This window comes from Corynebacterium rouxii (genome assembly GCF_902702935.1).
GTDB classification, from domain to species: domain Bacteria; phylum Actinomycetota; class Actinomycetes; order Mycobacteriales; family Mycobacteriaceae; genus Corynebacterium; species Corynebacterium rouxii.
Map to the genome: position 1 here is coordinate 1,583,294 of NZ_LR738855.1, position 23,245 is coordinate 1,606,538.

Here is a 23,245-nt window from a genome sequence, read left to right on the forward strand (position 1 = left end):
TTATAGACCGTTGAGGTCCTCACCTAGGTGGTGCACATGGATCATGTTGGTATTGCCTTGGACTCCTGGAGGGGTTCCGGCTACGAGCACGATCATATCGTCTTCGCTGTAGGTATCGAGAGCAAGTAACTGCTCATCGATCGTACGCATCATCTCGTCCGTGTCCTTAACCTCGTCGGTAAGGAAGGTTTCTACACCCCAAGTCAAAGCCAACTGAGAGCGGACTTCCTGATGAGGGGTAAAGACCAACAGTGGCAACTGCGAGTGCAAACGAGCAACGCGCTTTGCGGTATCGCCTGAAGAGGTGAATGCTACAAGTGCTTTTGCATTCAAACGCTCTGCAATGTCGCGTGCAGAGTAGGAAATCACGCCACGCTTAGTACGTGGAATGTGAGCCAAGTTTGGTACGCGGCCATCAATCTCAGCGTAGGAAACGATACGTGACATCGTACGGACAACGTTGGCTGGATCGATACCGACTGAAGTCTCACCGGAGAGCATAACGGCATCTGCGCCGTCGAGAACAGCGTTGGCAACGTCAGAAGCTTCAGCACGAGTTGGACGTAAGTTCTCGATCATGGAATCGAGCATTTGGGTTGCCACAATCACAGGCTTAGCGTTTTCACGAGCAATCTGGATAGCACGCTTCTGGAACAGTGGCACTTGCTCCAGTGGGCACTCAACACCCAAGTCACCGCGAGCAATCATGATGCCGTCGAAAGCCAAGACGATGGACTCCAAAGCATCCATCGCTTCTGGTTTTTCAAGCTTCGCGATCACTGGGCAACGGCGACCTTCTTCATCCATGATGGCATGGACAAGTTCCACATCTGCTGGGGAGCGCACGAAGGACAACGCGATAATATCAACGCCGAGCTTGAGAGCGAAGCGCAAATCAGCAATGTCTTTTTCAGACAAAGCTGGAACGGAAATATCCATTCCTGGAAGGGAAACACCCTTGTTGTTAGAAACTGGGCCGCCTTCTACGACCTCACAAACAACATCATTTCCGTCTACTTCAACACAGCGCAACGCAACCTTGCCATCGTCAACCAAGAGACGATCGCCAGGCTTCGCATCTTTAGCGAGGTTCTTGTAGGTGGTAGACACACGGTCGTGTGTACCTTCGATGTCATCAACTGTGATGCGAACAATTTCGCCGTTCTCCCACACAGTTGCGCCATCGATAAAGCGACCGAGACGAATCTTTGGCCCCTGCAAATCGGCAAGAATACCAACAGCCCGTCCGGTTTCATCCGTTGCTTCGCGCACCCACTGGTAATTCTTCTCATGATCTGCGTGGTCGCCGTGTGACATATTCATACGTGCGACATTCATGCCAGCTTTGACCAGTCCAAGAATTCCCTCACGGGAAGCGACTGCCGGCCCTAATGTACAAACAATCTTAGTTCGACGTTCCATGCTCTAAACACTAACCCTGTTAGCGGATCACCGCTAGGAATCGGACCGTGTGAAAGGCAATTAAATAGCCAGTTAGGCGCCATCACACATCGAAATCACACATCCTAAATGCCCACAAGCGGGCATTTTCGGACATATTCGGACAAAATTCAACGTGCCAAAAAATTGAAAGCGATTTCAATCACACTTGACGAATCAGCGATGAAGCTTTAGCTCAAAATGGATTCATGCCCACGTCGCAACGCGAACAAAACCCATACCGCTATAGCGCATACGACCACCGAAACAATCACATTGATTCGAAGCCCAAACACCATCGTGGCATCGTCGGCACGCATGTTCTCAACGACAAATCGACCTGCGGTATAGCCCGCCACGTACAATGCAAATACCCTGCCATGTCCCAACGTGAACTTCTTATCGGCCCACAACAGCACTGCGAAAACTACAAGGTTCCATATCATCTCGTATAAAAACGTCGGATGAACAGTAGCGATAACCTCGCCCGTAGAATGCCCCGTTAGTGGCGCAAATTTCCCCGATGCGTCTACACGGTAATAGATCTCCAGCGCCCAAGGCACCGAGGTTTCGCGGCCATAAAGTTCTTGGTTAAACCAGTTACCCAATCGCCCAATGGCTTGCGCCAAAATAATTCCAGGTGCAACAGCATCTGCGAATGGGGCAAAAGCAACACCTTTTTTCTTGAGATAAAGGTAAACCGCGATAGTGCCTAGTGCTACCGCTCCCCAAATCCCCAACCCACCATTAGTAATTTTAAAAACATCAACTGGATTGCAATCAGCACAAAAATATTTCTGATTATCCGTCAACACGTGATACAGACGACCACCAATGATTCCAGCAATCACAGCGACAATACCCGCATCGATGACTAGATCAGGGTTACCGCCTCGTTGCTGGTAGCGAACTGAACCGATCTTCATCGCAACGAAAATACCAACGATAATGCACAGCGCATACGCACGAATCGGTACCGGGCCAAGGTGCCATACACCTTGAGGAGGCGATGGAATAGCCGCAAGATATTGGATGTTTCCCACTAATTTTTCTCCACAGTATTTTTAGTCTCAGGACAAAGTCACACTGTGGTCCATCTTAACCGTTAGCTTCGCTATCGAGAGGGACACGAGGGATGTTGGCCTGCAGCGACCAATGCACGTGTCGCCGCTCGTGGTGATTGCGCCGTCACAATGCTTTGACCAATCACTACCGCGTCTGCCCCAGCCGAGGCATAATCTAAAAGCTCTTTGGCATTTCGTACCCCTGAAAGCGCCACTCGAACTACGTCGCTAGGAAGTCCTGGAGCAATGTCGCAAAAAGCCGCCCGATTAAGTGTCATCGTAGAAAAATCTCTCGCATTAACTCCGATGATTCGGGCACCAGCGTCTAAAGCACGAGAAGCCTCTGCAGTATCGCGAACCTCGACAAGCGCAGCCATTCCTAAAGACTCCACCCGGTCAATTAATGCAACGAGCCGTGACTGTGCAAGCGCAGCTACCCGAAGCGGCACCATATCAGCACCATAACAGCGAGCTTCATGAATCTGATAGGGATCAACAATAAAATCACGACACATGACAGGAACGGACACATGACGACGAATCTTCGCCATCTCTGTCAAAGAACCATGAAACCGACGACGCTCTGTTTGACAAGCAATCAATGCCGCACCACCGGACTCGAGCTCAAGAGCCAGATCTACTGGCGAAGGAATTTCCGCAAGCAAACCTTGACCAGGCGCTGCCCTTTTAATCTCCGCGATGATTCCACAGCCACTTGCTAACAATGCTCCGCAAGCATCCCTAGGGGGCTCACACAGACGGGACTGCGCTTTGATGTCCTGGAATGATACCTGCGCTTCACGCGCGGCAACGTCTTCCACCACACCAGCGATGATCTCATCGAAGACTGTAACCATAGCCATCCCACAGGGTCTCAAGCGACGTTTGCCACTTCTTAGGCTACTTGTTTGCCTACCAAGTTAAAAAATCATTCGGCTACACGGTCACAATGGACTAATACCGTATCCAAACCTACTAGCGGTCAGTCGGATCAATATCTGCGTCGATAGCGTCCCAAAGCACGCGCCCCGAATCCGGAGCTTCTTCCAACTCCGACTCAATTTTTTCGTTGCGCGCCTGCTGGCGTTCAAACCTCGATTTTTGCGCAGAATCCTCGCCAGGATCCATGGTGGCAATAATCGCTGCAATGAGAGCAAATCCCGCACCAAACATCGCCAAAATTACTGAAGGTGCCTGCACAGAAATGTGCGTGATTTCTGCCCATCCGGTTAAAGCAGCACCGTCTTTCGCATGACCAGTAGCCGCATGCGAAGTCAAGATATTTAGCGCACGTGTTGCATCTGGTTCATTAAAAAGCAGTTGAACAGGTGCCCACAATCCACCGGCTGCGGCCACAGCTGAGACTAAGGCCACGACACGTCGTCCAGAGCGACGCAATACAAGAATGGCCACACAAGCAGCTATAAGTACTAAAGCAACCGCCGTCGTTTCCGTGCTCCATGTTGCACCGAGCATGTCAACCTGTTTTGCACCCGATTTGTCATCGAATGCTTCAACATGTAGCCACGGCATCCGCGAGGAGCCCCACAAAACGATTCCTCCGAGTCCGATAGCCAAAGCCGAGACTATCTTCCTACCAGCCATGTGCGTTGCCGCCCTTCCAGCTCACGTTTTTGATCCGTACCAAAAAATTAAATGATAACGTCAGCGTCAAAGCAGGTGCGGTCACCTGTGTGACATGCTCCGCCTTGCTGAATCACCGTCATCAACACGGTATCGCCATCACAATCCAATTGCAGACCTATTACCTGCTGAGTGTGGCCTGAAGTAAGACCTTTGATCCAATATTCGTTTCGAGAACGCGAAAAATACGTACCCTTTCGCGTGGCAATGGTGTACGCCAACGCATGCGCATCCATCCAAGCCAGCATGAGCACTTCCCCATCTGTGGACTGGACAACTGCGGGAACTAACCCAGCGCTGTTGAATTTTACTCGCTGCGCAATACTGGGATCGAGCTCATAGGATTCTGGATCGTCCATGTGTTATTCCTTCCTCAAGCACTAGCTTCGGACTTCGTAGCCAGCAGCCGCTACCTGCTTTTTCACTTCAGAAATTGTGACTTCACCAAAATGGAAAATTGAAGCCGCAAGAACAGCGTCAGCGCCACAAGCAATCGCTGGAGGAAAGTCTTCAGGTTTACCTGCTCCACCCGATGCGATCACGGGAATAGACACAGCATGACGGACTTTTTCGATCAGTTCTAGGTCAAAGCCACGCTTTGTTCCGTCACCATCCATGGAGTTCAACAAAATTTCGCCGACTCCCAGCTCTTGGCCTTTCTGTGCCCACTCGACCGCATCAATTCCAGCAGACCGCGTTCCCCCGTGTGTGGTTACTTCAAAGCCCGATGGCTGTGGTTTGCCCCCTTCTGGTACTCGACGAGCATCTACACTTAAAACAACGCATTGAGCGCCGAACCGCTGAGAAAGCTCTTGTAGTAACTCAGGACGAGCGATCGCAGAAGTATTCACACTGACTTTGTCAGCACCTGCACGCAGTAGTTGATTTACATCCTCAGCACTGCGAACACCACCGCCAACAGTTAACGGAATAAACACTTGGTCTGCTGTTCGTCGCACGACTTCCAGCATGGTGCCCCTGCCATCTTGAGATGCTGAAACATCGAGAAACGTTAGTTCATCGGCACCCTCGGCATCATAACGAGCAGCCAACTCTACTGGATCGCCGGCATCTTTAAGTCCCTCAAAGTTAACTCCTTTGACCACGCGACCGTTTTTCACGTCCAAACATGGAATCACTCGAACTGCGACTGGCATGGTGTTAGCTCCTTGTGTGAAATAACTGCTGGAAAAGTAACGCGAGATAGTTATCTCATTGTGTCAATGGTAGCCATCAACACTTCATGAGATCGGGGCGAACCCACAATTACCCCCTGTGAGGTAGGAGTCCACTGGTTGCCATCAAGGTCGGTAACTACTCCCCCAGCAGCGCGAACAAGCATGATCCCTGCAGCGTTATCCCACAGATTAGGGCTTAGGCTCAAAGCAGCATCAAAAATACCTGAGGCCACATAAGCTAGATCAATTCCTACTGATCCTGTGATACGCGGCCGCAGATACGTTTGCGCCAAGGCACCGAGTAGACCTTGGCGAACAACCGTAGGAAACGAGGATTCTCGTGGCGATGCGATTGATGTGAATCCAACATGGGAAACATGTCGTTGATCCCGAGCACTCATCTGGGGTTGAACCTGCCCATTCAGTAACAATGGTGAATCAGCGTACGCACCGAAGCGCTGTCCGACCATGGGAACTGAGGTCAGCCCAATAACGGGTTCCCCATCCACAATGAGACTTATTAATATCGATGACATTGGATTCCCAGCCACATAGTTAGCAGTTCCATCGATAGGATCAACCACCCACATGGGTGTTCCTAGTTTTCCACCGTATTCCTCACCAAAAACAGGAATTCCAGTCATCATGACCAGTTGGGTGCGCAGATATTGCTCGATTTTCAGATCCATTTCGGTAGCAAAATCACCGCCGTTTTTAAACGTGGTAGGCGCTGAACCTATGCCCTGAATGAATAGACGCTCGGCATCATCGAGTATTGCCTCTGCAATATGATAAAGGTCCCGAACATCGGTCATAGCGCGGCGAGCGCCTCCTTAAGGGTGAAACGACCTTCATACAGCGCTTTGCCAATAATGGCAGAATCGATCCCTTCATCTTCATATCGCGCAAGCTCCAACACATCCTCCAAGGTAGAAATTCCACCAGAGGCTACAATCTTGGCATCGGTTGCCGCGGAAACGTCGCGAAGCAAATCGATATTGGGCCCGCTTAGCGTCCCGTCTTTAGATACATCGGTGACTACGAATCGTGTACATCCTTGGCTATCAAGGCGCTCGAGTACCTCCCACAGGTCTCCGCCGTCAGAAACCCAACCGTTACCGCGCGTACGCCATTGACCATCGATATTGCGAACTGCAATGTCGACAGCAATCGCATCACCATATTCACCAAGAACTTTTTCGGTCCACTCGGGTTTCTCCAAAGCAGCAGTTCCGATGTTGACACGACGCGCACCTGTAGCAAGCGCTCGCTTGAGCGATGCATCATCACGAATGCCACCGGTCAGCTCAACATTAATGTCTAGGTTTTTAACAACTTCCGCCATCAATTCATGGTTCGATCCACGGTTGAAAGCTGCATCTAAGTCCACGAAATGTAACCACGACGCCCCCTGTTCCTGCCATTTCAGCGCAGCCTCAATGGGGGAACCGTACGACTTTTCGGTTCCGGCTTCACCTTGATCCAAACGAACTGCCTGACCATCGACAACATCGACGGCGGGGAGAAGTGTGAAAGTCATAAAGCAATAGTGTAGACGCTTCTGCACAACAAGGCTCACCTCAGCGGGGTTGCACCCCCACCCCGCTAAAGCCTCACGTTACTCCCCACTGCGCGATTTACAACAGACCAATCCAATTTCGCAGGAGTTGAGCACCAGCATCCCCAGATTTCTCTGGGTGAAACTGAGTAGCCATCAATGCACCATTTTCAACTGCAGCAACAAATCGATCAGATTCATGCTGAGCCCACGCTACTAATGGCGCACGTGTTAAGCCGTCGCCTTCGAACTCCCACGAGCGCACACCGTAAGAGTGCACAAAATAGAAACGAGTATCAGCATCGAGTCCAGCAAAAAGCTGTGAGCCTTGCGATACTTCCACAGTGTTCCAGCCCATATGCGGCAGAACACGAGCTTCAAGCTTTTCGACGTTTCCCGGCCACTGCCCACATCCAGCAGCAGAGATTCCGTGTTCGTTGCCAGAATCGAACATGATCTGCATACCTACACAAATGCCCATCACAGGGCGTCCCCCCGCCAAGCGTTGACCAATCATTCGGTCACCTTGGACCGATTTGAGCCCCTTCATGCACGCATCGAAAGCACCCACACCTGGTACGAGGAGGCCGTCCGCAGCGAGTACTACATCCGGATCGTTTGTTACCTCTACATCTGCGCCCACTCGTTCCAACGCTCGTTGCGCTGAACGCAGATTCCCAGAACCGTAATCGAGAAGTGCCACTTTCTTCATGGTTTCTCATCCTAACTGGTTATCAACTACCGTTGTGGGGCGCTCGTGCATAACTACCCCCGCACGTTAATCCGCAACAGAAGCCGCTACACGCCGGGCACGATGCCGACGTTGCACACCACGATCAGTTAGCTCTGCGATGAATCCAATAGCTACAAGAACCGCTCCTCCAGCAAAAGCCATTGCATAACCAGAGTGTGCTGCCACCATGCCCAACATGATGGCACCTACGCCAGTTCCCGAATCGAACGCTGCATTCCAAATAGTTGATGCGTGACCAATTTTTTCTCGAGGAACTCGCAGAAACATTTCCAGCAAAGCTTCGTTTTGCACGAGTCCGAACCCAGCACCGAACAAGATAGCGGCACAAATCAGTGTTGCCAGTGGCCATCCCAGCGCGAGCACCGCAACGAGCCCAGCAAGACCTAATGCCGACAGAATCAAACCAGGGATCATTGTTGTTCCTGGACGATTCAATTTGTCAGCTAGCATGCCTGCAAAAAAGCGGAAAATCATCTGCGCAGCGCCCACGATAGACAACATGACACCGGCTAAGGCAGCTCCACGTGCTGGATCGATGTCGCGTACTGAAGCCGGTAAGAAACTCGAAACCGCTCCATATCCCATAGAGACACTTGCTAACGCCAATGCTGGAACGACTGTCACAATCAAACCATGGGGTCTCGGACGACGATGAATACGCGCACTGATTTTTGCACGCGGCTTAGCTGGAATAGCAAATTTCGCTTTTTGAACCATCTTAGAATGGATAATCCGTTGCCGGCGCTCGTACTTCAGTTCAGCGCGTCGCCAAGCTGGGTCGTCGACAGCTACTCCGGCTTCGTCATTTCCTTTCGTGTCTATGCTAGAAGCATCTGACTCCACGTTGGGAATTGCTACCGCCATAAACGCAGCAATCAAGGCAATGCCGCCACCAATAAAGAACACCAAGTCAAAACTGTAGCCTGCATTAACCAGCAAAAGGCCTGCAGGAAGCGCCACCATTTGAGACGCACCTACTGCGACTCCAAGTAACCCCGAGGCTTTTCCGAGCATGCCTGCTGGAACTATTTCCCCAATAAGTGCATACTGTGCAACACACAACGAACCAAATCCGACACCACGAATTGCCGCAACGATCAGCACTGAAGCAGGATCTAGCGATACTGCGTACCACAAAGACGGCAAACCGAGAAGAAGCGCTGCAACGATCATGACCGCTCGATACCCAAAAGCCTGGATCAACCGAGAGGTACATATTTGAGTCAGCACTGTGATAGCCATAAACGTAGCGGTAGTCGCTCCGGCAAGGGCATCAGACTGCCCTGAGGCAATCACCGCCAACGGGATGACTGGCAGCATGAGCGAAAACGCCGCGAAAGCTGCTGCAACAGCGATAAGTGTTGAGGTAAAACCAGAAATTTTCCATGGTTGCGCGGGAGCTTCAGACTGGGTGGAGGTAGCTTCGAGTGTTTTCACAGGCTCCTTCCTTAGAGGTCAACGAGGATTAAAGGACTATTGAATATGGGGAACAAAATGGAAAGGCTGAGAAGTTGCTTCCCAGCCTTAACAAATTTTTATCGCTACTTCGAGCCTAGCGTGAGGTATATAAAAGTCAATCGACTCCCCCTACTACAGCCTATTGGTAGATACCTACCGCCCACACGACGCCACCCACTGCAGCCATTGCAGCGAGAACTCCGAGAACAATCACCATGAGTTTGTTATCGGCTTTATATGCAGCCCAAGCTCCACCGACTAACAATCCAGATACCAAAAACAACACGTATACCATCAAAAAACTTGCTGGCTGAATTGTAGACTGGGCAACAACCGAAGTGTGGACAGCGGTCACGTTTATAGCGCTCCTTTAGTTGAGGGGATTCCAGTAAGACGGTCATCGGGGCCAACTGCTTCACGGATCGCTCGTGCGACAGCTTTAAATTCAGCTTCAGTGATATGGTGCGGATCCCGACCGTAACGGCACAATACGTGCAATGTGATTTTTGCGTTTAGCGCCAAGGATTCAAAAAAGTGCTCATTTAAGACGGTCGGGTAATGACTACCAATGACAGAATGCACAAGGTAATCAGGCTCGCCTTTGGTGACAAAATAGGGACGCCCCGAGAAATCGACGATGGCTTCACACAACGTCTCATCCATCGGTAGTTGGAAAGAGCCAAATCGTCTAATTCCGCGCTTATCACCTACAGCTTGCGCTATGGCCTGCCCCAGCACAATTGCAGTGTCTTCCACTGTGTGGTGAGCATCAATGTGTGTGTCTCCCGTGGCCTTTACCTTCAAATCAAATGCACCATGGACTCCAAAGGCAGTAAGCATGTGATCGAAAAAAGGTACACCAGTGTCAATATCGACTGAACCTGTTCCATCGAGATTTATTTCGACACGAATATCTGATTCGCTTGTGACACGAGAAATCGAACCAATACGAGGTTGGGATGCCATAGTTGAAGGTCACCGTGCTTTCTGTGTTTTAGAGTCTAAAGTGTTTGTACTGCATAAAGATAAACCCTACTTTTATGCGATTACAGGAATTGTTGAGCTACCTCACCAGCAGCTTTGAGGAAAGCATCGTTTTCTTCTGGTAACCCGATAGTGGCACGAAGATAACCAGAAACAGACACATCGCGGATAAGCACTTTACGATCGAGAAATGCCTGCCACACGGCGTGTTGATCTTCAAAATGCCCAAAGAATAAGAAATTAGATTCGCTAGGCACAATTTCAAATCCGAGTTCGAGCAAACCTTGCTGGACCCGCTTTCGTTCCGCTACGAGTTTTGCCACGGTGGCTAAGGTTTCTTCGCTATGCCGCAACGCTACAATGGCCGCTGCTTGCGAGAGCTGCGAGAGGTGATAAGGCAGTCGAACAAGCATCACGGCATCGATAAATGCCTTATGAGCGACAAAATACCCTAATCGACCACCAGCAAAATCGAAGGCTTTACTCATTGTTCGAGAAACAACCAACTTGGTGGGATAGTTTTCCAGCAAGGAAATGGCACTAGGCTGTTCCGAAAATTCTGCATATGCTTCATCCACGATGACGATTCCCGGTGCGGCATCTAAGATCTTTTGGATCGTATCCAGCGAGGTCACATCGCCTGTTGGGTTATTCGGGGTAGTCACAAAGACGATATCGGGCTGTTGTAACTTAATCGCCGCCAGTGCTGCATCTACATCGATGCGAAACTCCTTATCACGGGGGCAGTTAATAAACGTAGTTTGAGTTCCTTGCGCCAAAATGGGGTGCATTGAATAACTTGGCTGGAACCCCAGAACAGTTCGACCTGGACCTCCGAATGCTTGTAACAATTGTTGCAGGACTTCGTTTGAGCCGTTGGCAGCCCACAATTGCTCATAGGTCACTGGCACACCAGTGCACTTTGTAATGTATCGGGCGAGCTCTGTACGAAGTTCTACAGCGTCGCGCTCGGGATAACGATTCAGGTTACTTGCTTGCTCGGCAACTATTCGGGCGAGTTCTTTGACGAGTGCTTCAGAGGGCGGGTAGGGATTTTCGTTTGTATTGAGACGAACATCAACGTCTAGTTGTGGTGCGCCATAAGCGGACTGGCCTCGTAGTTCTTCCCGAATAGGAAGATCGTTCAGTGTTAGATCTTTCATGGGTTTACTGCATTCTTTCCGTGGTTATTCAGTGAGACCTAGTTGCCAAGGTTTTCAAATCGCGTACGAATCGCTTCGCCGTGTGCAGGAAGGTCCTCAGCATCAGCCAAGGTGATCACGGTGTCGGAAATTTCTTTTAGTGCCACCTCATCGTAGTAAATAACATTGACTGGTTTAAGGAAGGTATGCGTAGAAAGTCCGGAGCTGTAACGAGCGCTACCAGAGGTTGGCAGTACGTGGTTCGAACCTGCTGAGTAATCTCCTAGCGGTACCGGAGAATATCCACCAACAAAGATTGCTCCGGCGTTTCGAATTTGTTCTGCAACTTTGTGGGAATCTGCTGTGTGAATTTCCAAGTGTTCAGCAGCATATGCGTCTGCCACTATGACAGCGGTAGGGAGATCGTCGACAAGCACGATGCCTGATTGTTGGCCTTTGAGCGCCTCGGATACGCGATCTGCATTGCGGGTCACGCTGTAGCGAGCAGCGACTTCCTCATTAACCCGCTGTGCTAGCTCTTCGGAATCCGTGATAAGTACCGAAGCAGCAAGCACATCATGTTCAGCTTGACTAATGAGGTCGTAGGCGATCCAGACTGGGTTTGCCTGCGAATCGGCAACAATAGCAATTTCTGTTGGACCCGCCTCAGAGTCGATGCCAACTACCCCACGCACCAAACGCTTGGCAGCAGTGACAAAGATATTGCCGGGGCCAGTAATCATATCGACAGGTTCCAAGACTTCAGCACTATCCTGCTGAGTATCATCACCATAGGCCAGCAATGCCACTGCTTGCGCACCGCCAGTAGCCCAAACCTCAGTTACCCCCAAAAGCTTAGCTGCGGCCAAAATAGTGGGGTGAGGCCATCCACCGTGATCTTTTTGCGGAGGGGAAGCAACGACTAATGATTCCACTCCCGCTTCTTGCGCAGGGACTACGTTCATAATGACGCTGGAGGGATACACAGCGTTTCCGCCAGGAACGTAAAGGCCGACGCGAGATACCGGAATGAACTTCTCTGTGATTGTTGCGCCTTCGCCAAAGGAGGTTGTGTGTTGCGCTGGAAGCTGCTCGGAGTGAACTGCACGTACTCGGGCGATCGATTCTTTCAGTGCATCAATGACTTTGGGGTCCAAGCTGTCAAGGGCCTGATCTATGACATCGTGCGGCACTCGAATTGATGCTGGGCGAACGTGATCGAATTTTTCTCCGTAATCAAGTGCGGCAGCAGCGCCTCTATTTTTAACGTCGGTAACCACAGGCTCGACGATCGGTAATACCGAATTAATATCCGTTCCGCCTCGTGGCAATGTTCTACGCAGCTCACTTGTGGTGGGAACGTGTCCGCGAAGATCAATCACATTCAACATAATTTTACGTTTCCTCAATATTTTTCGATGTTTCCCGTAAAAACACCGCCTACGATGGATCTAAAGCTCACATTATATGCAGCCATCTCCACTACTAGGCATATGGAGCACCCCCGTCATGGTGAAGGCCATCACGAGGGCACACACCATGAAAGTTTTCACGGCCATTTGGCCTCACGCTTTGTATTGGGCCATTCTATCGTTGTAGTTCCACCTGCATAGAGATATTTTTCTGCTTCTACCCCCTAATCTCGGTAGCTTATTCCTTCATGTTTCTGTGATCTGCCAGCTGCTAGACTGCTAAAGTTCTCACGGATTGTTCAATACACAAGGAAAGAAGGTGCAAGGGGTGGGCACACATTCAAACGAGCCAACATTAGGGGTTCAATTTTCTTCTGTTTCCTGTAATCCCATCACCCTGCACAGTGTGGAGAGCATCCTGTCACGACTGGGTTTTGTCCATCGCCGGATTATGGTGCACCACAGTAGCGTGATCGAAATCGAATGGCGCGAATATAGCCTGATTGTTGGCCTCGTCAATGAAAATGCTTGTGGAACGATTACTGAAGTAGACACTCATCATCAGGATTCAGCGCAAGCTAATCCACAATTGATTGTCGAGGGCTTTTTAAACGGCCACCTGCCGTTAGATGAGTTTTCTCGGGTAGCAGAAAGTGTGAACTCGTGGAACAACGAGCGCGTAAGCCCGTCAGCGCGCATTCGCGTTAATGATTCAGGATCGCTTTCTGTTGCATTTAGGTCAAGCAACTCTATTTCACTTCCGCAAACTGACCTGCAACTGGCAGAGTTTTTGCAGCTTGCATGCGATGCCACTGCCCTTGCGGTTCGCACATTCCTCGACGTTTTTCCTGCGCTGTCAGTAGACCACCAACAGTTACTCAATGCGCACCTCTATGAGGATGCTTCTTCTGGTTTTTTCGATCTAGGAGATGACACTTCGGATGTGCCCACTGTGGTCACGATGGACAGAATCTCTCCGGTTATGGAAGAGATCACTTCCACTGCGGATTCTTTGGAGGTCTTATACGCACCAATTTGGCATTCCGAAGCCATGATTGCTTGTGATCTAGAGTCCGGCCCCACCATCATGATGTGGGCGGAGTGGGATTCTGGGTTACAGCGCAGTGATTTTATGCGGATATTTCTTATTTGTAATCGTTGGAATGACGAAGCAGTTGCAACGAAAGCTTTTATCGCTAATAAAGACGAGACGCTTAAAATCCGTGTAGAGACTCATATCGATGCTGGTGGTGGCCTTACCGATACTCAGCTGACTACTTTTCTCACCGAGGGGTTTAACGCATTGATGCACAGCATCTCACAATTAAAAAGCCCAAAGTACGGGCTTTACGACGCCCCTCCGCACCAAGAATAACGCTTAGCCATCAATGTTACGGTTGTCGGCCGAAACGTCGTTGTCGCTATCGTCATCGACATGAATGAAAAGCGATAGCCAAAAAGCGCATCCGGCAACAAAAGGGGGCCACATCACTGCGTTGGCCCCTAACGCAACAGGCGGCGCGAAGCGGATAACTGTTCCTGGTAGGAGCTGATCAGCATCAGTCGTGTGATGAATGAGCGAAGCAACCATGTTTCCAGTGGCGGCGAGGATTAATCCGCCGATGAGCGTCCATAGCAAGAGCCACATCATGATGCGCACTTGGCGGTGGTGCGAACGCACTTTCCGTGCAAGGATATATGTGATGGCGAGGGAAAGAATTCCCGAAATGACAATAAATTGCGCGAGAGAAAGAAACTCTACGTTTACTTCCGAGCCAACGCGCACTTGGTTATCTTCCACGATTTCCGCTGAATATGTGGGGCGAAACCATGCCCATACAGCTCCCGTGCCAGCGAATAACAAAGACACCATCACAACAATCGCGGAATACCACTGCACCGAATGCAGCCAAGGGCGAAAGCGTGAGGTGACCACACCACTTCCTTGATTCTCTGGGAGTGGGTCAACATTCTCCGAAATGTGCGGAGCTGTCGAGGTGGTTGAAGTTTTTCGCATGAGACACAGGGTACCGTGTCTGCCGGATCGATCAAGAATGCGTACGCGTGCTCGGTACCTACTGAGCGGCAGAGCACGCGTTTACTACGAGATTAGTCGCAGAACGTCCACCGACCGTTTTCGCGAGCAAATCGCTGGACCGCAGAATTTGTCTGGCCATCTGCCGTTGAGGTCACAGTTGCAGACGCAGAATCACCATTGACCTGAACATCAGTCACAGAATCGATAGTAGGACGTGCGTGCGCGTATTGAGGGAAGTCCGCCAACGGAACGTCAGGGATCTGGTCAATATTCATCGCTGCAAGTCCGCCGTTAGCTTCAAGGTAACGTGCGCAGGTGTTTTGAGGAATGTAGCCCATAAACTGACGCACCGTGGTGGCATTCATCATGCCACGAACAAGACCTTCAATTGCCTGTTGATCCTCCGCACTCGCGGGTGCACCATCTGCAACAGGGGCTTGTGGAATGAAAGAAATTTCTGGGTTGTCGATCGGGCCAGGAGCCGGCTGTCCAGGAGCCGGTTGCTCGTTTTCTGGTGAAGGTGCAGGTGCAGCTGACTCTGATGCAGGAACATCAGACGGCTCGCCAGTTTTTGCGCTTGCAGACTTTGAGGTCGACGTACCGGTTGAGGTCTTATTTGCCGACGAATCCGAGCTATCTCCATCGGAACCACAAGCTGTTAGCACCATGACACCGGCGGTAGCACAGGCAAGAACAGGAAGCTTAAGGCTGGAAAGGTGAAGATTAATCGACACTGAGTATCTCCTCTGCGATCTGGGTTTCGTCGTGGGGTGCCACGAAGATGTGTATTTGACTCTAGCTTTTAATACAAAAGTTGGCTGATCGATGTGTTCGTTACGATGTTAATCGGATGATCCTTGAGATACATTACGGTGTTAGCATCACCTAAGTCACGTTGTGCTATACACGGACCGTATTCCCCCATCACGAGCAACCAAATCAGGATAGGCTGACTGCTGTGCAATTAAGTAAAGAGTCCATCATTTCTGCAAGCCTCGATATTTTGGATTCCTATGGCCTAGCCGATATGACAATGCGAAGGCTTGCAACCCACCTAGGCGTTGCTCCAGGCGCTTTGTATTGGCATTTTAAAAACAAACAGGCGTTAATTGATGCCATCGCTCGCCACATTATGTCACCACTTATCCACGCCTCCCCTGCTACCTACCATCACGATATCCCTTCGTTAGCACTAGACGTTCGGTCCTTAATGCTGCGCCACCGAGATGGTGCTGAACTTTTAAGTGCCGCACTGACAGACGCGTCGTTACGCAACGATATTATTAGTGTCGTTTCGGCCATCCTCGGCGGCTGCGACAAAGCCTACGTCGGCGCATCAACATTGCTGAATTTTATTCTTGGTTCATGCCTCATCGAGCAATCCGAGGTACAACGCCAAGAAGTCGAATCGGGGACGGCTGCGGCTGTTAAAGACCAAGATCACCTCTTTATCAGCAGCCTTGAGATTATTATCGTTGGATTAAAATCACAGGGATTTTCCTAAAAGCAGTAGAGTGAGTAGCTATGAACGACTCCCCTGTGACGTCCGATCGTCAAATCTGGCCCGGACAAAGCTACCCACTGGGCTCTAAATACGACGGAGCAGGTACGAATTTTGCTATCTTCTCTGACGTTGCCGAAAAAGTTGAGCTCTGCCTCATCGACGCAGAGTGCAACGAGGAAAGAATTCTCCTCGACGAGGTCGATGCCCATATTTGGCACTGCTACCTCCCAGGCATCAAACCTGGCCAACGCTATGGTTTCCGCGTCCATGGCCCCTATAACCCTGCTGAAGGCAAACGTTGCGATCCCAGCAAACTACTAGTCGATCCTTATGCACGGGCTTTTGACGGCGAATTCGACGGACATCCATCGCTGTTTAGCTATGACATCAACGATCCGGATAATCCAGAGCGTCGCAACACAGAAGACAGTCTCGAACACACCATGAAGTCGGTTGTGGTGAACCCCTTCTTTGACTGGGGTTCTGACCGCAGCCCAAACACGCCGTATAACGAGACCGTGATCTACGAGGCTCACGTCAAAGGCATGACGATGCGCCATCCCGATGTCCCCGAATCCCTCCGTGGTACTTATGCGGGTCTAGCGCATCCTTCGATCATTGAACACCTCAAAGACCTCGGTATCACTGCAATCGAACTCATGCCAGTACATCAGTTCCTGCAAGATGACCGCCTCCGCGACTTGGGGTTGCGTAACTATTGGGGCTACAACACCTTTGGTTTCTTTGCACCTCAACAAGATTATGCAGCGGCTCAAGAGCCAGGTGGCGCTGTCTCCGAGTTCAAAGGGATGGTGCGCGCCTTCCACGAAGCAGGCATCGAGGTCATCCTCGACGTGGTCTATAACCACACCGCCGAAGGCAACCACATGGGTCCCACGATCGCATTCCGCGGTATCGACAATGAGGCCTATTACCGCCTCGTTGACGGCGATAAAGCCCACTACATGGATTACACAGGCACCGGAAATTCACTCAACGTTCGAGATCCGCATCCATTGCAAATGATCATGGATTCCCTACGCTATTGGGTTTCAGAGATGCACGTTGACGGTTTCCGATTCGACCTTGCTTCGACTTTGGCTCGCGAGCTTCACGACGTGGATAAACTCGCCACATTCTTCGATCTTGTCCAACAAGATCCGATTGTTTCTCAAGTCAAACTTATCGCCGAGCCTTGGGATGTTGGCGAGGGCGGTTACCAAGTGGGTAATTTCCCACCTCTTTGGACTGAGTGGAATGGAAAATACCGCGATACTGTCCGTGATTTCTGGCGTGGTGAGCCGTCGACACTCGGCGAATTTGCTTCCCGTCTTACCGGCTCTTCAGATCTATATGCCAATAATGGTCGCCGCCCTACGGCTTCTATCAACTTCATCACTGCTCACGACGGCTTCACGCTCAATGACCTAGTTAGCTACAACCACAAGCACAACGATGCGAATGGCGAGGACGGTCGAGATGGCGAAAGCCACAATCGCTCGTGGAACTGCGGCGAAGAAGGCCCCACTCAAGACCCTGAGATTAACAAACTACGTGCACGTCAACGACGTAATTTCCTCACTACGCTATTGCTAAGCCAAGGCACCCCCATGATTGCCCACGGCGATGAAATGGCACGTACTCAAGATGGCAATAACAATGTGTACTGCCAAGATAATGAGACGTCGTGGATGGATTGGGAGCTAGCAGACAAAAACGCTGCATTGATGGAGTTCACCAAACGACTTATCACGATCCGCCGCAACCATCCCGTGTTTAGACGCCGCCGTTTCTTGGCCGGTGGCCCGTTGGGATCAGAAGTAGGCGACCGCGATATTGCGTGGTTGGTTCCTTCTGGCAAGTTGATGGGTCAAAGCGATTGGGATTTCGCCTTTGGCAAGTCCCTCATGGTCTATTTCAACGGCAAGGCCATCCAAGAACCCGATGCGCGCGGCCAACGCATTGAAGATGACTCCTTCATCATGATGTTCAATGCCTATCACGAGCCGATCGACTTTACTCTTCCTGACGCCGAGTTCGGCCCAGCTTGGAAACTTATCGTCGATACCAACGTTGATACCGGTTATCCTGACGAGGCAAAGACACTTCGCGCAGGAGACTCGATTACCGTCGAAGCACGCAGCACGCTGATCCTTCGACTCGTCGAAACCACCCCTGATTCCCAGACCGTGGAAAAGGACCGTCGAGACGACGACTACAGTGACTAGTTAACGTCGACACGCACTGCGGCGCTCGTTCATGCGATAACGTGTTCGAGCGCTGCAGTGATCATGTCACTGCACACCTCTAGTGTCAGACATCTGAGCAAGCACAAACCATAGGAATTCAAGGAGCACAGCACTATGTCCGGCCTCATCCCAGCACACGGCTTAAGCTTCCGCGTGGATGCCTCAACGCTGACGGGTCAGTCGTCGCTACTACGTGCAAGCCTAGGGCTTGACGACGTTCACCTGCAGGTTTCCACCATCACAGAAGTAAAAACGGTGTCTGTAGCTGATGCCTTTGACCGCGGACTAGTTACTGTCACTGCCGACAAAGATATTGCTATTTGGTTCCCGCCTAATAGCTCTACCGAACAAGAACTTTTTGTTCGTACATTGTCAGCAGCGATGAATGGCGATGGTCCTATTCCCCAGCCCGTACCCCATTTAGATTTTGTGGCAGTCGATGTAGAAACCGCGAATAGTGACTGGGGTTCCATTTGCCAGATCGGTGCGGCAAAAGTACGGGATGGCCATGTTGTGGAAACTAGAGAATGGCTATGTACCCCACCAGGCGATTTGAATTACTTCGACGAAGCCAACATCGTCATCCACGGTATCACTGCAGATATGGTCGCGACTGCGCCTAGCTTCGCTGAATGCTACGAGCAATTTGCCAACTTCGCAGGAGAACTTCCACTGGCTGCGCACAACGCTCAATTTGATATGACAGCTTTCCTGCGTGCTACTCAGGCTGCAGGCATTCGCCTACGTACTACCAATTTTGGTTGTTCCCTCGCCGCTGCACGCGCAGCACACCTACCTATTGCGAATCACAAGCTTCCCACTGTCTCACAACATCTTCATGTTGAGCTTCGGCATCACCATAACGCCTGTGCGGATGCCGAAGCCTGTGCAGGTATCCTCATCGCTCTTACGCAGCGTCTGAACACCGAAATTACTGATTTTGCTTCCGCGTTTAACACGCTAGGTTTCCACACTGGTCAGCTATCCGACGCCCGTGTGTATCCCGTTCTCAAAGTTCGTGGTGTAACGAACGCGACAGCTTCACCTCTTTCTGCCACCTCTGATATTGAAACCCCATCAGCAGAAAAACCCCGCAAAGTAACCAAAGAGGCGCGTGCGCCTTGGTCGAAAGTAGCAACTCCAGAAACAATCCCTGATCCTAATCCTGACGCCGATCCTCAAGGCCGACTCTTTGGACAATCTGTCACGCTTAGTGGCGATTTCGCCCCTTACGACAAAGGCGAGCTATGGGCTGGAATTGCGAGCCAAGGAGGTGTTATTGGCAAAAACGTAACAAAAAAGACGACAATTCTTGTGTGCGGTCCATGGGACAAACCAACCTCTAAACAAAAACGTGCCGAAGAGCTACGTGCCAAAGGCCAAGAGATTGACCTATGGACTCAAGAAGACCTGTTTGCGCAACTAGGTCTTAATCCTGCGGATGAACAACCGCCGTTTTAATATCCCACGCAGTGGCCATAAAGGGGGCTACACAAAGGGGTAAAAGATATATCTTTGGGAACCAACCCCCGTGTTCATTACGTCTGAATATGTAGAGCCTTCATATAAATAGACAAGGAGCACTGGGGATCAGCATGCAGTCCGACACCACTTTCACCCACACCGATCTTCTCGCGTCCCTTCAACTGTCGCTCACGCCACGCCGTGACCCCGCTTTTGAAGAAACCATCATCGGCGAACAAACAAGTGTTCACATTGCTTTATCTCCATGCCTTAACGCCAATATTGCTAGTAGCAAGTATTCACTCGACGACTTAGACATAAGTGCGCAATACCTATGGGATACTGCGGCAAATAATCTGATCCGCACCACAAGTAATGCACGCGGGATCCCTATCAGAACAAGACCCACCACTTTTCTCACAAAGCGCATGACCGAAGGCCTTCAGGTTGACATCACAGGCGCTCCCACAAGTTCATGGATCGCGCATCCGCTTACCTTCGAGGTTATTTATCACCATCTGGCCAACATCTTGTGTGCAACCCCAGTCTTCTACGTACCGCATCCTCAATTATTAATCGCCGTTGCTTCTCACATTGTGAGCCCACAATTGGAATCGTGGCTGTCAACGTTTTCTACCCCGCTCGTCAGCGATGCCTTGATTTACCACGAGGGATTCCCAGCGCATATTAAGTCCACAGCATGGCAACAACCGCTGCACCACGGGTCCGCTAATCAATTATCGGCCTAACATTGCTGCATAGTGGTAATATGTAGCGCCGGTCATCGTCATCCCTTAGAAAATTCTTCCCCGTAGCAGTAAGGAGCATCAATGCCTCAGTCACTGATTTCTGAGCTACATTCTCAGTACGCTCAATTCGTTCGGAAACATCCCCATGCCGAACGTGACTTCAGTGATGCGCTCGAAGATGTCCTTACCGATGCTGGTCTTACCTATGATCGCGTCAGCGCTCGTATTAAAGACTGGCACTCTCTTAAAACCAAAGCTCGAAAAAAGAACGCCCAAGGTGCGTTTATTTACCCTCACCCATGGGACGATGTCCACGACATCATCGGCGTGCGAATTACTACTTTGCATTCCACCGAGATCCCACAAATTATCGAAGCCCTCGCGGATGTTTTCACGGTGGAGCGCTCCGTCGATAAGACCGCCCTTACTCGCATTTCTGGAAGCTTTGGCTACGGATCGCATCATCTTATTCTCAAAATCGACGACCGCGTTGAAGACCTCAACAATTACGTCGGCATGGTTTTCGAAGTACAAATTCGTACCGTTTTGCAACATGCGTGGGCAGAATTCGAACACGACATCCGATACAAGCGTTCAGCTAACCTTGATCCCCAAATCGACAGAGCTTTTACCTTAGCCGCAGGGCTCATCGAATTAGCGGATCAACAGTTCGACCTCATTGCCGCAATCCAAGAACCTCAAAAGCACAGCCCCAACCTTGAGGTAGATATTACTGCGGAAACGTTGCCGGGAGTCATCGCGATGCTCGTAGGATCCCGTTTCCCGCAATCACGCAGCGAGCACTATCGTTGGCTCGAAGAATTACTCTTCGCTCACTCCATCAACACTGCAGCACAACTCAAGGAATTGCTCAACGATCGCGACATCGAAGCAGTGCGCAAGGCCTTGAACTACAAGTTCAAGCCAGGACAAGTACGCATTATCGACGACCTCCTACTGTACCGTTATGGCACCAAGCATATTGAAGCCACTGGGGAGACTGGAAAGAATCCTCGACTCCGTCTCCCCCGGCTTAACGAACGCCTCCGGATCCTCAACAAACATGCCCCTCGAAACCGCTCAGATTTACAACAATCCTGAACAAACGTATCGTGGAAATAACATACTTCAACGTTGAGGAGAATACGGATAGATGACTTCATCCATTTTGATGTTTCCAGATCTCGCAGATTTTATTGCCACATGGGCGCTAAGCATCGCGGACTTCTTCCGCAAGTTTGGAATTGATTTTCCACTACCAAGCTGGGGATTATCCTAATTCACCCAAAATCAACGAAAGCCTTTCACATAAACGCCCACTATCAGCGCCTACCGCGCAACCGATCAATGTCTCGGCGTTCTTTTTTCGTTGGCCGCCCCGCGCCTTTGTCACGACGCGGCATAGAAAGCAGAATTTCTTTCGGCGGCGGTGGCGGAGAATGATCAATGTAGCAGGATTGGGCAATCGCAGCACCTACACGTTTACGAACAGTGCTCACAACCTCTACATCACGCTCGCGGTGATCAGCCCATACCCGCACTCGATCCCCAGGAGTTACCAACTGCGAAGGCTTAACTGCAACCCCGTTGAGTTTGATATGCCCCGCTTTGCACGCCTGCGCCGATAACGACCGTGTTTTGAGCAAGCGAACAGCCCAAACCCACACGTCGATACGCACAGATGCCGCATTCTCTGCCATGGGCGCTATACGTCCTTATGGTTGACTATTTTTTGAACCTTAGACCAATTAACCCAACCGCCCACTACAGCGATGACCAGGCCGATGACAAGCCATGTTGCCGACTCGGCAATAAGGGCGAGAGCAATGCCGCCGACTACTCCACCAGCAACGGACACCACGGCGTTGCGAGAATACTTACGCACTTCCAATTTGCGCTGTTCAATGCTATTAATAGGACGCCTTTGCATAGTCATGCTCTAGATACTAATGCAGCACAGCTTAGGATGCCGATTCAATCCATGACACCCCAGCTTCTCGCAAAACTGCCGCGCCCGAAGTAAGAGAAGACAATAATCCCTGGGTCTGTTCTCGCTGCCCAATTTCAATCGCGATCGTCATCGTCACTCGGTTGCTATAGGAGACATCAACAATATCAATATCTCGGCGCCGTAACTCAGATTCCAACCTGCCAGCATCGCTATGGTTAGCGTCGATAGTATATAGCTCTCGACGCCTACGTTGTACGCTGTGAACCAATTCAAGGCACTGCGATACCGAATCAGAGTAGGCATGAACTAGCCCACCTGCGCCCAGTTTTACGCCACCGAAATAGCGAACGACGACCGCAACGATGTCTAGCAGACCACTACCACGGACGACGTCGAGCATGGGAGTTCCTGCAGTTCCAGAAGGTTCACCATCATCGCTTGAGCGTTCCACGGGAACTGCATCGTCCACATGAACTATAAATGCGCTGCAGTGGTGACGTGCATCAGGGAATTCATTTTTCAGTTCATTGATAACGTCTCTAGCTTCTTGTTCCGTCGTAGCCCGTCGAATTACTGTGATAAATCGTGACCGTTTAATCTCGATTTCGTTACGAAATTCCTCGTGGGCAACAGGCCTACGGTAGAGGTCCACCGCT

The 23,245-nt window shown here is 50.7% G+C and carries 26 protein-coding genes; 7 read left to right on the forward strand and 19 right to left on the reverse strand.

Annotated elements, in window-relative coordinates; all coding sequences use genetic code 11:
* The 14 genes from pyk to hisD form a co-directional block, all read right to left on the reverse strand.
* Complete coding sequence (gene pyk, locus CIP100161_RS07840; RefSeq protein WP_003852060.1) at positions 1-1,422, reverse strand: pyruvate kinase; 1,422 nt, start codon at positions 1,420-1,422, stop codon at positions 1-3.
* A gap of 209 nt (positions 1,423-1,631) precedes the next feature.
* Positions 1,632-2,483 (reverse strand): prolipoprotein diacylglyceryl transferase, encoded by an 852-nt coding sequence (lgt, locus tag CIP100161_RS07845; RefSeq protein ID WP_155873359.1) that lies wholly within the window; start codon positions 2,481-2,483, stop codon positions 1,632-1,634.
* A 71-nt stretch (positions 2,484-2,554) separates the two neighbouring features.
* On the reverse strand, positions 2,555-3,361 hold the full coding sequence (trpC, locus tag CIP100161_RS07850) for an indole-3-glycerol phosphate synthase TrpC (RefSeq protein ID WP_155873361.1): 807 nt from the start codon (positions 3,359-3,361) through the stop codon (positions 2,555-2,557).
* Positions 3,362-3,479: 118 nt separating this feature from the next.
* Positions 3,480-4,109: a TIGR02234 family membrane protein gene (locus CIP100161_RS07855; RefSeq protein ID WP_155873363.1), complete on the reverse strand. Its 630-nt coding sequence runs from the start codon at positions 4,107-4,109 to the stop codon at positions 3,480-3,482.
* A 47-nt stretch (positions 4,110-4,156) separates the two neighbouring features.
* Positions 4,157-4,507 carry a phosphoribosyl-AMP cyclohydrolase gene (hisI, locus tag CIP100161_RS07860; protein ID WP_155873365.1) on the reverse strand — a complete coding sequence of 117 codons (351 nt, stop codon included), beginning with the start codon at positions 4,505-4,507 and terminating at the stop codon, positions 4,157-4,159.
* Between the two features lie 21 nt (positions 4,508-4,528).
* The gene (gene hisF, locus CIP100161_RS07865) at positions 4,529-5,305 is read right to left on the reverse strand and encodes an imidazole glycerol phosphate synthase subunit HisF (RefSeq protein ID WP_155873367.1); all 777 of its coding nucleotides are present in this window, start codon (positions 5,303-5,305) and stop codon (positions 4,529-4,531) included.
* Between the two features lie 50 nt (positions 5,306-5,355).
* The gene (locus tag CIP100161_RS07870) at positions 5,356-6,141 is read right to left on the reverse strand and encodes an inositol monophosphatase family protein (protein WP_155873369.1); all 786 of its coding nucleotides are present in this window, start codon (positions 6,139-6,141) and stop codon (positions 5,356-5,358) included.
* Complete coding sequence (gene priA, locus CIP100161_RS07875) at positions 6,138-6,866, reverse strand: bifunctional 1-(5-phosphoribosyl)-5-((5-phosphoribosylamino)methylideneamino)imidazole-4-carboxamide isomerase/phosphoribosylanthranilate isomerase PriA (protein WP_155873371.1); 729 nt, start codon at positions 6,864-6,866, stop codon at positions 6,138-6,140. Before priA ends, CIP100161_RS07870 begins: the two co-directional genes overlap by 4 nt.
* A gap of 97 nt (positions 6,867-6,963) precedes the next feature.
* Positions 6,964-7,596 carry an imidazole glycerol phosphate synthase subunit HisH gene (gene hisH, locus CIP100161_RS07880; protein WP_155873373.1) on the reverse strand — a complete coding sequence of 211 codons (633 nt, stop codon included), beginning with the start codon at positions 7,594-7,596 and terminating at the stop codon, positions 6,964-6,966.
* A gap of 66 nt (positions 7,597-7,662) precedes the next feature.
* Positions 7,663-9,075, reverse strand: a complete 1,413-nt coding sequence (locus tag CIP100161_RS07885) for an MFS transporter (RefSeq protein WP_155873375.1) — start codon at positions 9,073-9,075, stop codon at positions 7,663-7,665.
* Positions 9,076-9,235: 160 nt separating this feature from the next.
* On the reverse strand, positions 9,236-9,451 hold the full coding sequence (locus CIP100161_RS07890; RefSeq protein ID WP_155873377.1) for a hypothetical protein: 216 nt from the start codon (positions 9,449-9,451) through the stop codon (positions 9,236-9,238).
* 2 nt (positions 9,452-9,453) lie between these two features.
* Complete coding sequence (hisB, locus tag CIP100161_RS07895; protein WP_155873380.1) at positions 9,454-10,062, reverse strand: imidazoleglycerol-phosphate dehydratase HisB; 609 nt, start codon at positions 10,060-10,062, stop codon at positions 9,454-9,456.
* 80 nt (positions 10,063-10,142) lie between these two features.
* Positions 10,143-11,243: a histidinol-phosphate transaminase gene (locus CIP100161_RS07900; protein WP_155873382.1), complete on the reverse strand. Its 1,101-nt coding sequence runs from the start codon at positions 11,241-11,243 to the stop codon at positions 10,143-10,145.
* 38 nt (positions 11,244-11,281) lie between these two features.
* Positions 11,282-12,613 (reverse strand): histidinol dehydrogenase, encoded by a 1,332-nt coding sequence (gene hisD, locus CIP100161_RS07905; RefSeq protein ID WP_155873384.1) that lies wholly within the window; start codon positions 12,611-12,613, stop codon positions 11,282-11,284.
* A gap of 349 nt (positions 12,614-12,962) precedes the next feature.
* On the opposite strand from hisD, the gene CIP100161_RS07910 reads away from it, so the two are divergent.
* Positions 12,963-14,009: a YbjN domain-containing protein gene (locus CIP100161_RS07910; protein ID WP_155873386.1), complete on the forward strand. Its 1,047-nt coding sequence runs from the start codon at positions 12,963-12,965 to the stop codon at positions 14,007-14,009.
* Between the two features lie 3 nt (positions 14,010-14,012).
* Here CIP100161_RS07910 and CIP100161_RS07915 read toward each other — a convergent pair whose 3' ends face one another.
* Together CIP100161_RS07915 and CIP100161_RS07920 are read right to left on the reverse strand one after the other, a co-directional pair.
* Positions 14,013-14,570, reverse strand: coding sequence for a hypothetical protein (locus CIP100161_RS07915; protein ID WP_155874562.1), 558 nt, complete (start codon positions 14,568-14,570; stop codon positions 14,013-14,015).
* A gap of 173 nt (positions 14,571-14,743) precedes the next feature.
* Positions 14,744-15,406 carry an Rv0361 family membrane protein gene (locus CIP100161_RS07920; RefSeq protein ID WP_155873388.1) on the reverse strand — a complete coding sequence of 221 codons (663 nt, stop codon included), beginning with the start codon at positions 15,404-15,406 and terminating at the stop codon, positions 14,744-14,746.
* 224 nt (positions 15,407-15,630) lie between these two features.
* Between CIP100161_RS07920 and CIP100161_RS07925 the strand changes: the two genes are divergently transcribed.
* From CIP100161_RS07925 to CIP100161_RS12375, 6 genes are all read left to right on the forward strand, one after another.
* Entirely contained in the window at positions 15,631-16,176 is a 546-nt protein-coding gene (locus CIP100161_RS07925; protein ID WP_155873390.1) for a TetR family transcriptional regulator, read from the forward strand.
* Positions 16,177-16,196: 20 nt separating this feature from the next.
* The gene (gene glgX, locus CIP100161_RS07930; protein ID WP_155873392.1) at positions 16,197-18,404 is read left to right on the forward strand and encodes a glycogen debranching protein GlgX; all 2,208 of its coding nucleotides are present in this window, start codon (positions 16,197-16,199) and stop codon (positions 18,402-18,404) included.
* Positions 18,405-18,539: 135 nt separating this feature from the next.
* Complete coding sequence (locus CIP100161_RS07935; RefSeq protein ID WP_155873394.1) at positions 18,540-19,886, forward strand: exonuclease domain-containing protein; 1,347 nt, start codon at positions 18,540-18,542, stop codon at positions 19,884-19,886.
* A 134-nt stretch (positions 19,887-20,020) separates the two neighbouring features.
* Positions 20,021-20,638 (forward strand): hypothetical protein, encoded by a 618-nt coding sequence (locus CIP100161_RS07940; protein WP_155873396.1) that lies wholly within the window; start codon positions 20,021-20,023, stop codon positions 20,636-20,638.
* 81 nt (positions 20,639-20,719) lie between these two features.
* Positions 20,720-21,739, forward strand: coding sequence for a GTP pyrophosphokinase (locus tag CIP100161_RS07945; protein WP_155873398.1), 1,020 nt, complete (start codon positions 20,720-20,722; stop codon positions 21,737-21,739).
* Between the two features lie 52 nt (positions 21,740-21,791).
* Positions 21,792-21,917 (forward strand): hypothetical protein, encoded by a 126-nt coding sequence (locus tag CIP100161_RS12375; RefSeq protein ID WP_268828313.1) that lies wholly within the window; start codon positions 21,792-21,794, stop codon positions 21,915-21,917.
* A gap of 43 nt (positions 21,918-21,960) precedes the next feature.
* Here CIP100161_RS12375 and CIP100161_RS07950 read toward each other — a convergent pair whose 3' ends face one another.
* The 3 genes from CIP100161_RS07950 to CIP100161_RS07960 are packed head-to-tail and all read right to left on the reverse strand — an operon-like array spanning position 21,961 to position 23,241.
* Positions 21,961-22,338 (reverse strand): RNA-binding S4 domain-containing protein, encoded by a 378-nt coding sequence (locus tag CIP100161_RS07950; RefSeq protein WP_155873400.1) that lies wholly within the window; start codon positions 22,336-22,338, stop codon positions 21,961-21,963.
* A gap of 5 nt (positions 22,339-22,343) precedes the next feature.
* A complete protein-coding gene (locus tag CIP100161_RS07955; protein ID WP_155873402.1) occupies positions 22,344-22,574 on the reverse strand; it encodes a hypothetical protein in 231 nt (76 codons plus the stop codon).
* A 25-nt stretch (positions 22,575-22,599) separates the two neighbouring features.
* Positions 22,600-23,241 (reverse strand): YigZ family protein, encoded by a 642-nt coding sequence (locus CIP100161_RS07960; RefSeq protein ID WP_155873404.1) that lies wholly within the window; start codon positions 23,239-23,241, stop codon positions 22,600-22,602.
* Positions 23,242-23,245: the final 4 nt, after the last annotated feature.

Bases quoted from the DNA above. Each gene is read 5' to 3' on its own strand.
- CIP100161_RS07855 (WP_155873363.1), bottom strand. From the start codon at position 4,109: ATGGCTGGTAGGAAGATAGTCTCGGCTTTGGCTATCGGACTCGGAGGA.
- CIP100161_RS07950 (WP_155873400.1), bottom strand. From the start codon at position 22,338: ATGGCAGAGAATGCGGCATCTGTGCGTATCGACGTGTGGGTTTGGGCT.
- CIP100161_RS07940 (WP_155873396.1), top strand. From the start codon at position 20,021: ATGCAGTCCGACACCACTTTCACCCACACCGATCTTCTCGCGTCCCTT.
- hisH (WP_155873373.1), bottom strand. From the start codon at position 7,596: ATGAAGAAAGTGGCACTTCTCGATTACGGTTCTGGGAATCTGCGTTCA.
- CIP100161_RS07900 (WP_155873382.1), bottom strand. From the start codon at position 11,243: ATGAAAGATCTAACACTGAACGATCTTCCTATTCGGGAAGAACTACGA.
- CIP100161_RS12375 (WP_268828313.1), top strand. From the start codon at position 21,792: ATGACTTCATCCATTTTGATGTTTCCAGATCTCGCAGATTTTATTGCC.
- hisF (WP_155873367.1), bottom strand. From the start codon at position 5,305: ATGCCAGTCGCAGTTCGAGTGATTCCATGTTTGGACGTGAAAAACGGT.
- hisD (WP_155873384.1), bottom strand. From the start codon at position 12,613: ATGTTGAATGTGATTGATCTTCGCGGACACGTTCCCACCACAAGTGAG.
- trpC (WP_155873361.1), bottom strand. From the start codon at position 3,361: ATGGTTACAGTCTTCGATGAGATCATCGCTGGTGTGGTGGAAGACGTT.
- CIP100161_RS07870 (WP_155873369.1), bottom strand. From the start codon at position 6,141: ATGACCGATGTTCGGGACCTTTATCATATTGCAGAGGCAATACTCGAT.
- hisI (WP_155873365.1), bottom strand. From the start codon at position 4,507: ATGGACGATCCAGAATCCTATGAGCTCGATCCCAGTATTGCGCAGCGA.
- CIP100161_RS07935 (WP_155873394.1), top strand. From the start codon at position 18,540: ATGTCCGGCCTCATCCCAGCACACGGCTTAAGCTTCCGCGTGGATGCC.
- hisB (WP_155873380.1), bottom strand. From the start codon at position 10,062: ATGGCATCCCAACCTCGTATTGGTTCGATTTCTCGTGTCACAAGCGAA.
- CIP100161_RS07955 (WP_155873402.1), bottom strand. From the start codon at position 22,574: ATGACTATGCAAAGGCGTCCTATTAATAGCATTGAACAGCGCAAATTG.
- pyk (WP_003852060.1), bottom strand. From the start codon at position 1,422: ATGGAACGTCGAACTAAGATTGTTTGTACATTAGGGCCGGCAGTCGCT.
- CIP100161_RS07945 (WP_155873398.1), top strand. From the start codon at position 20,720: ATGCCTCAGTCACTGATTTCTGAGCTACATTCTCAGTACGCTCAATTC.
- glgX (WP_155873392.1), top strand. From the start codon at position 16,197: ATGAACGACTCCCCTGTGACGTCCGATCGTCAAATCTGGCCCGGACAA.
- priA (WP_155873371.1), bottom strand. From the start codon at position 6,866: ATGACTTTCACACTTCTCCCCGCCGTCGATGTTGTCGATGGTCAGGCA.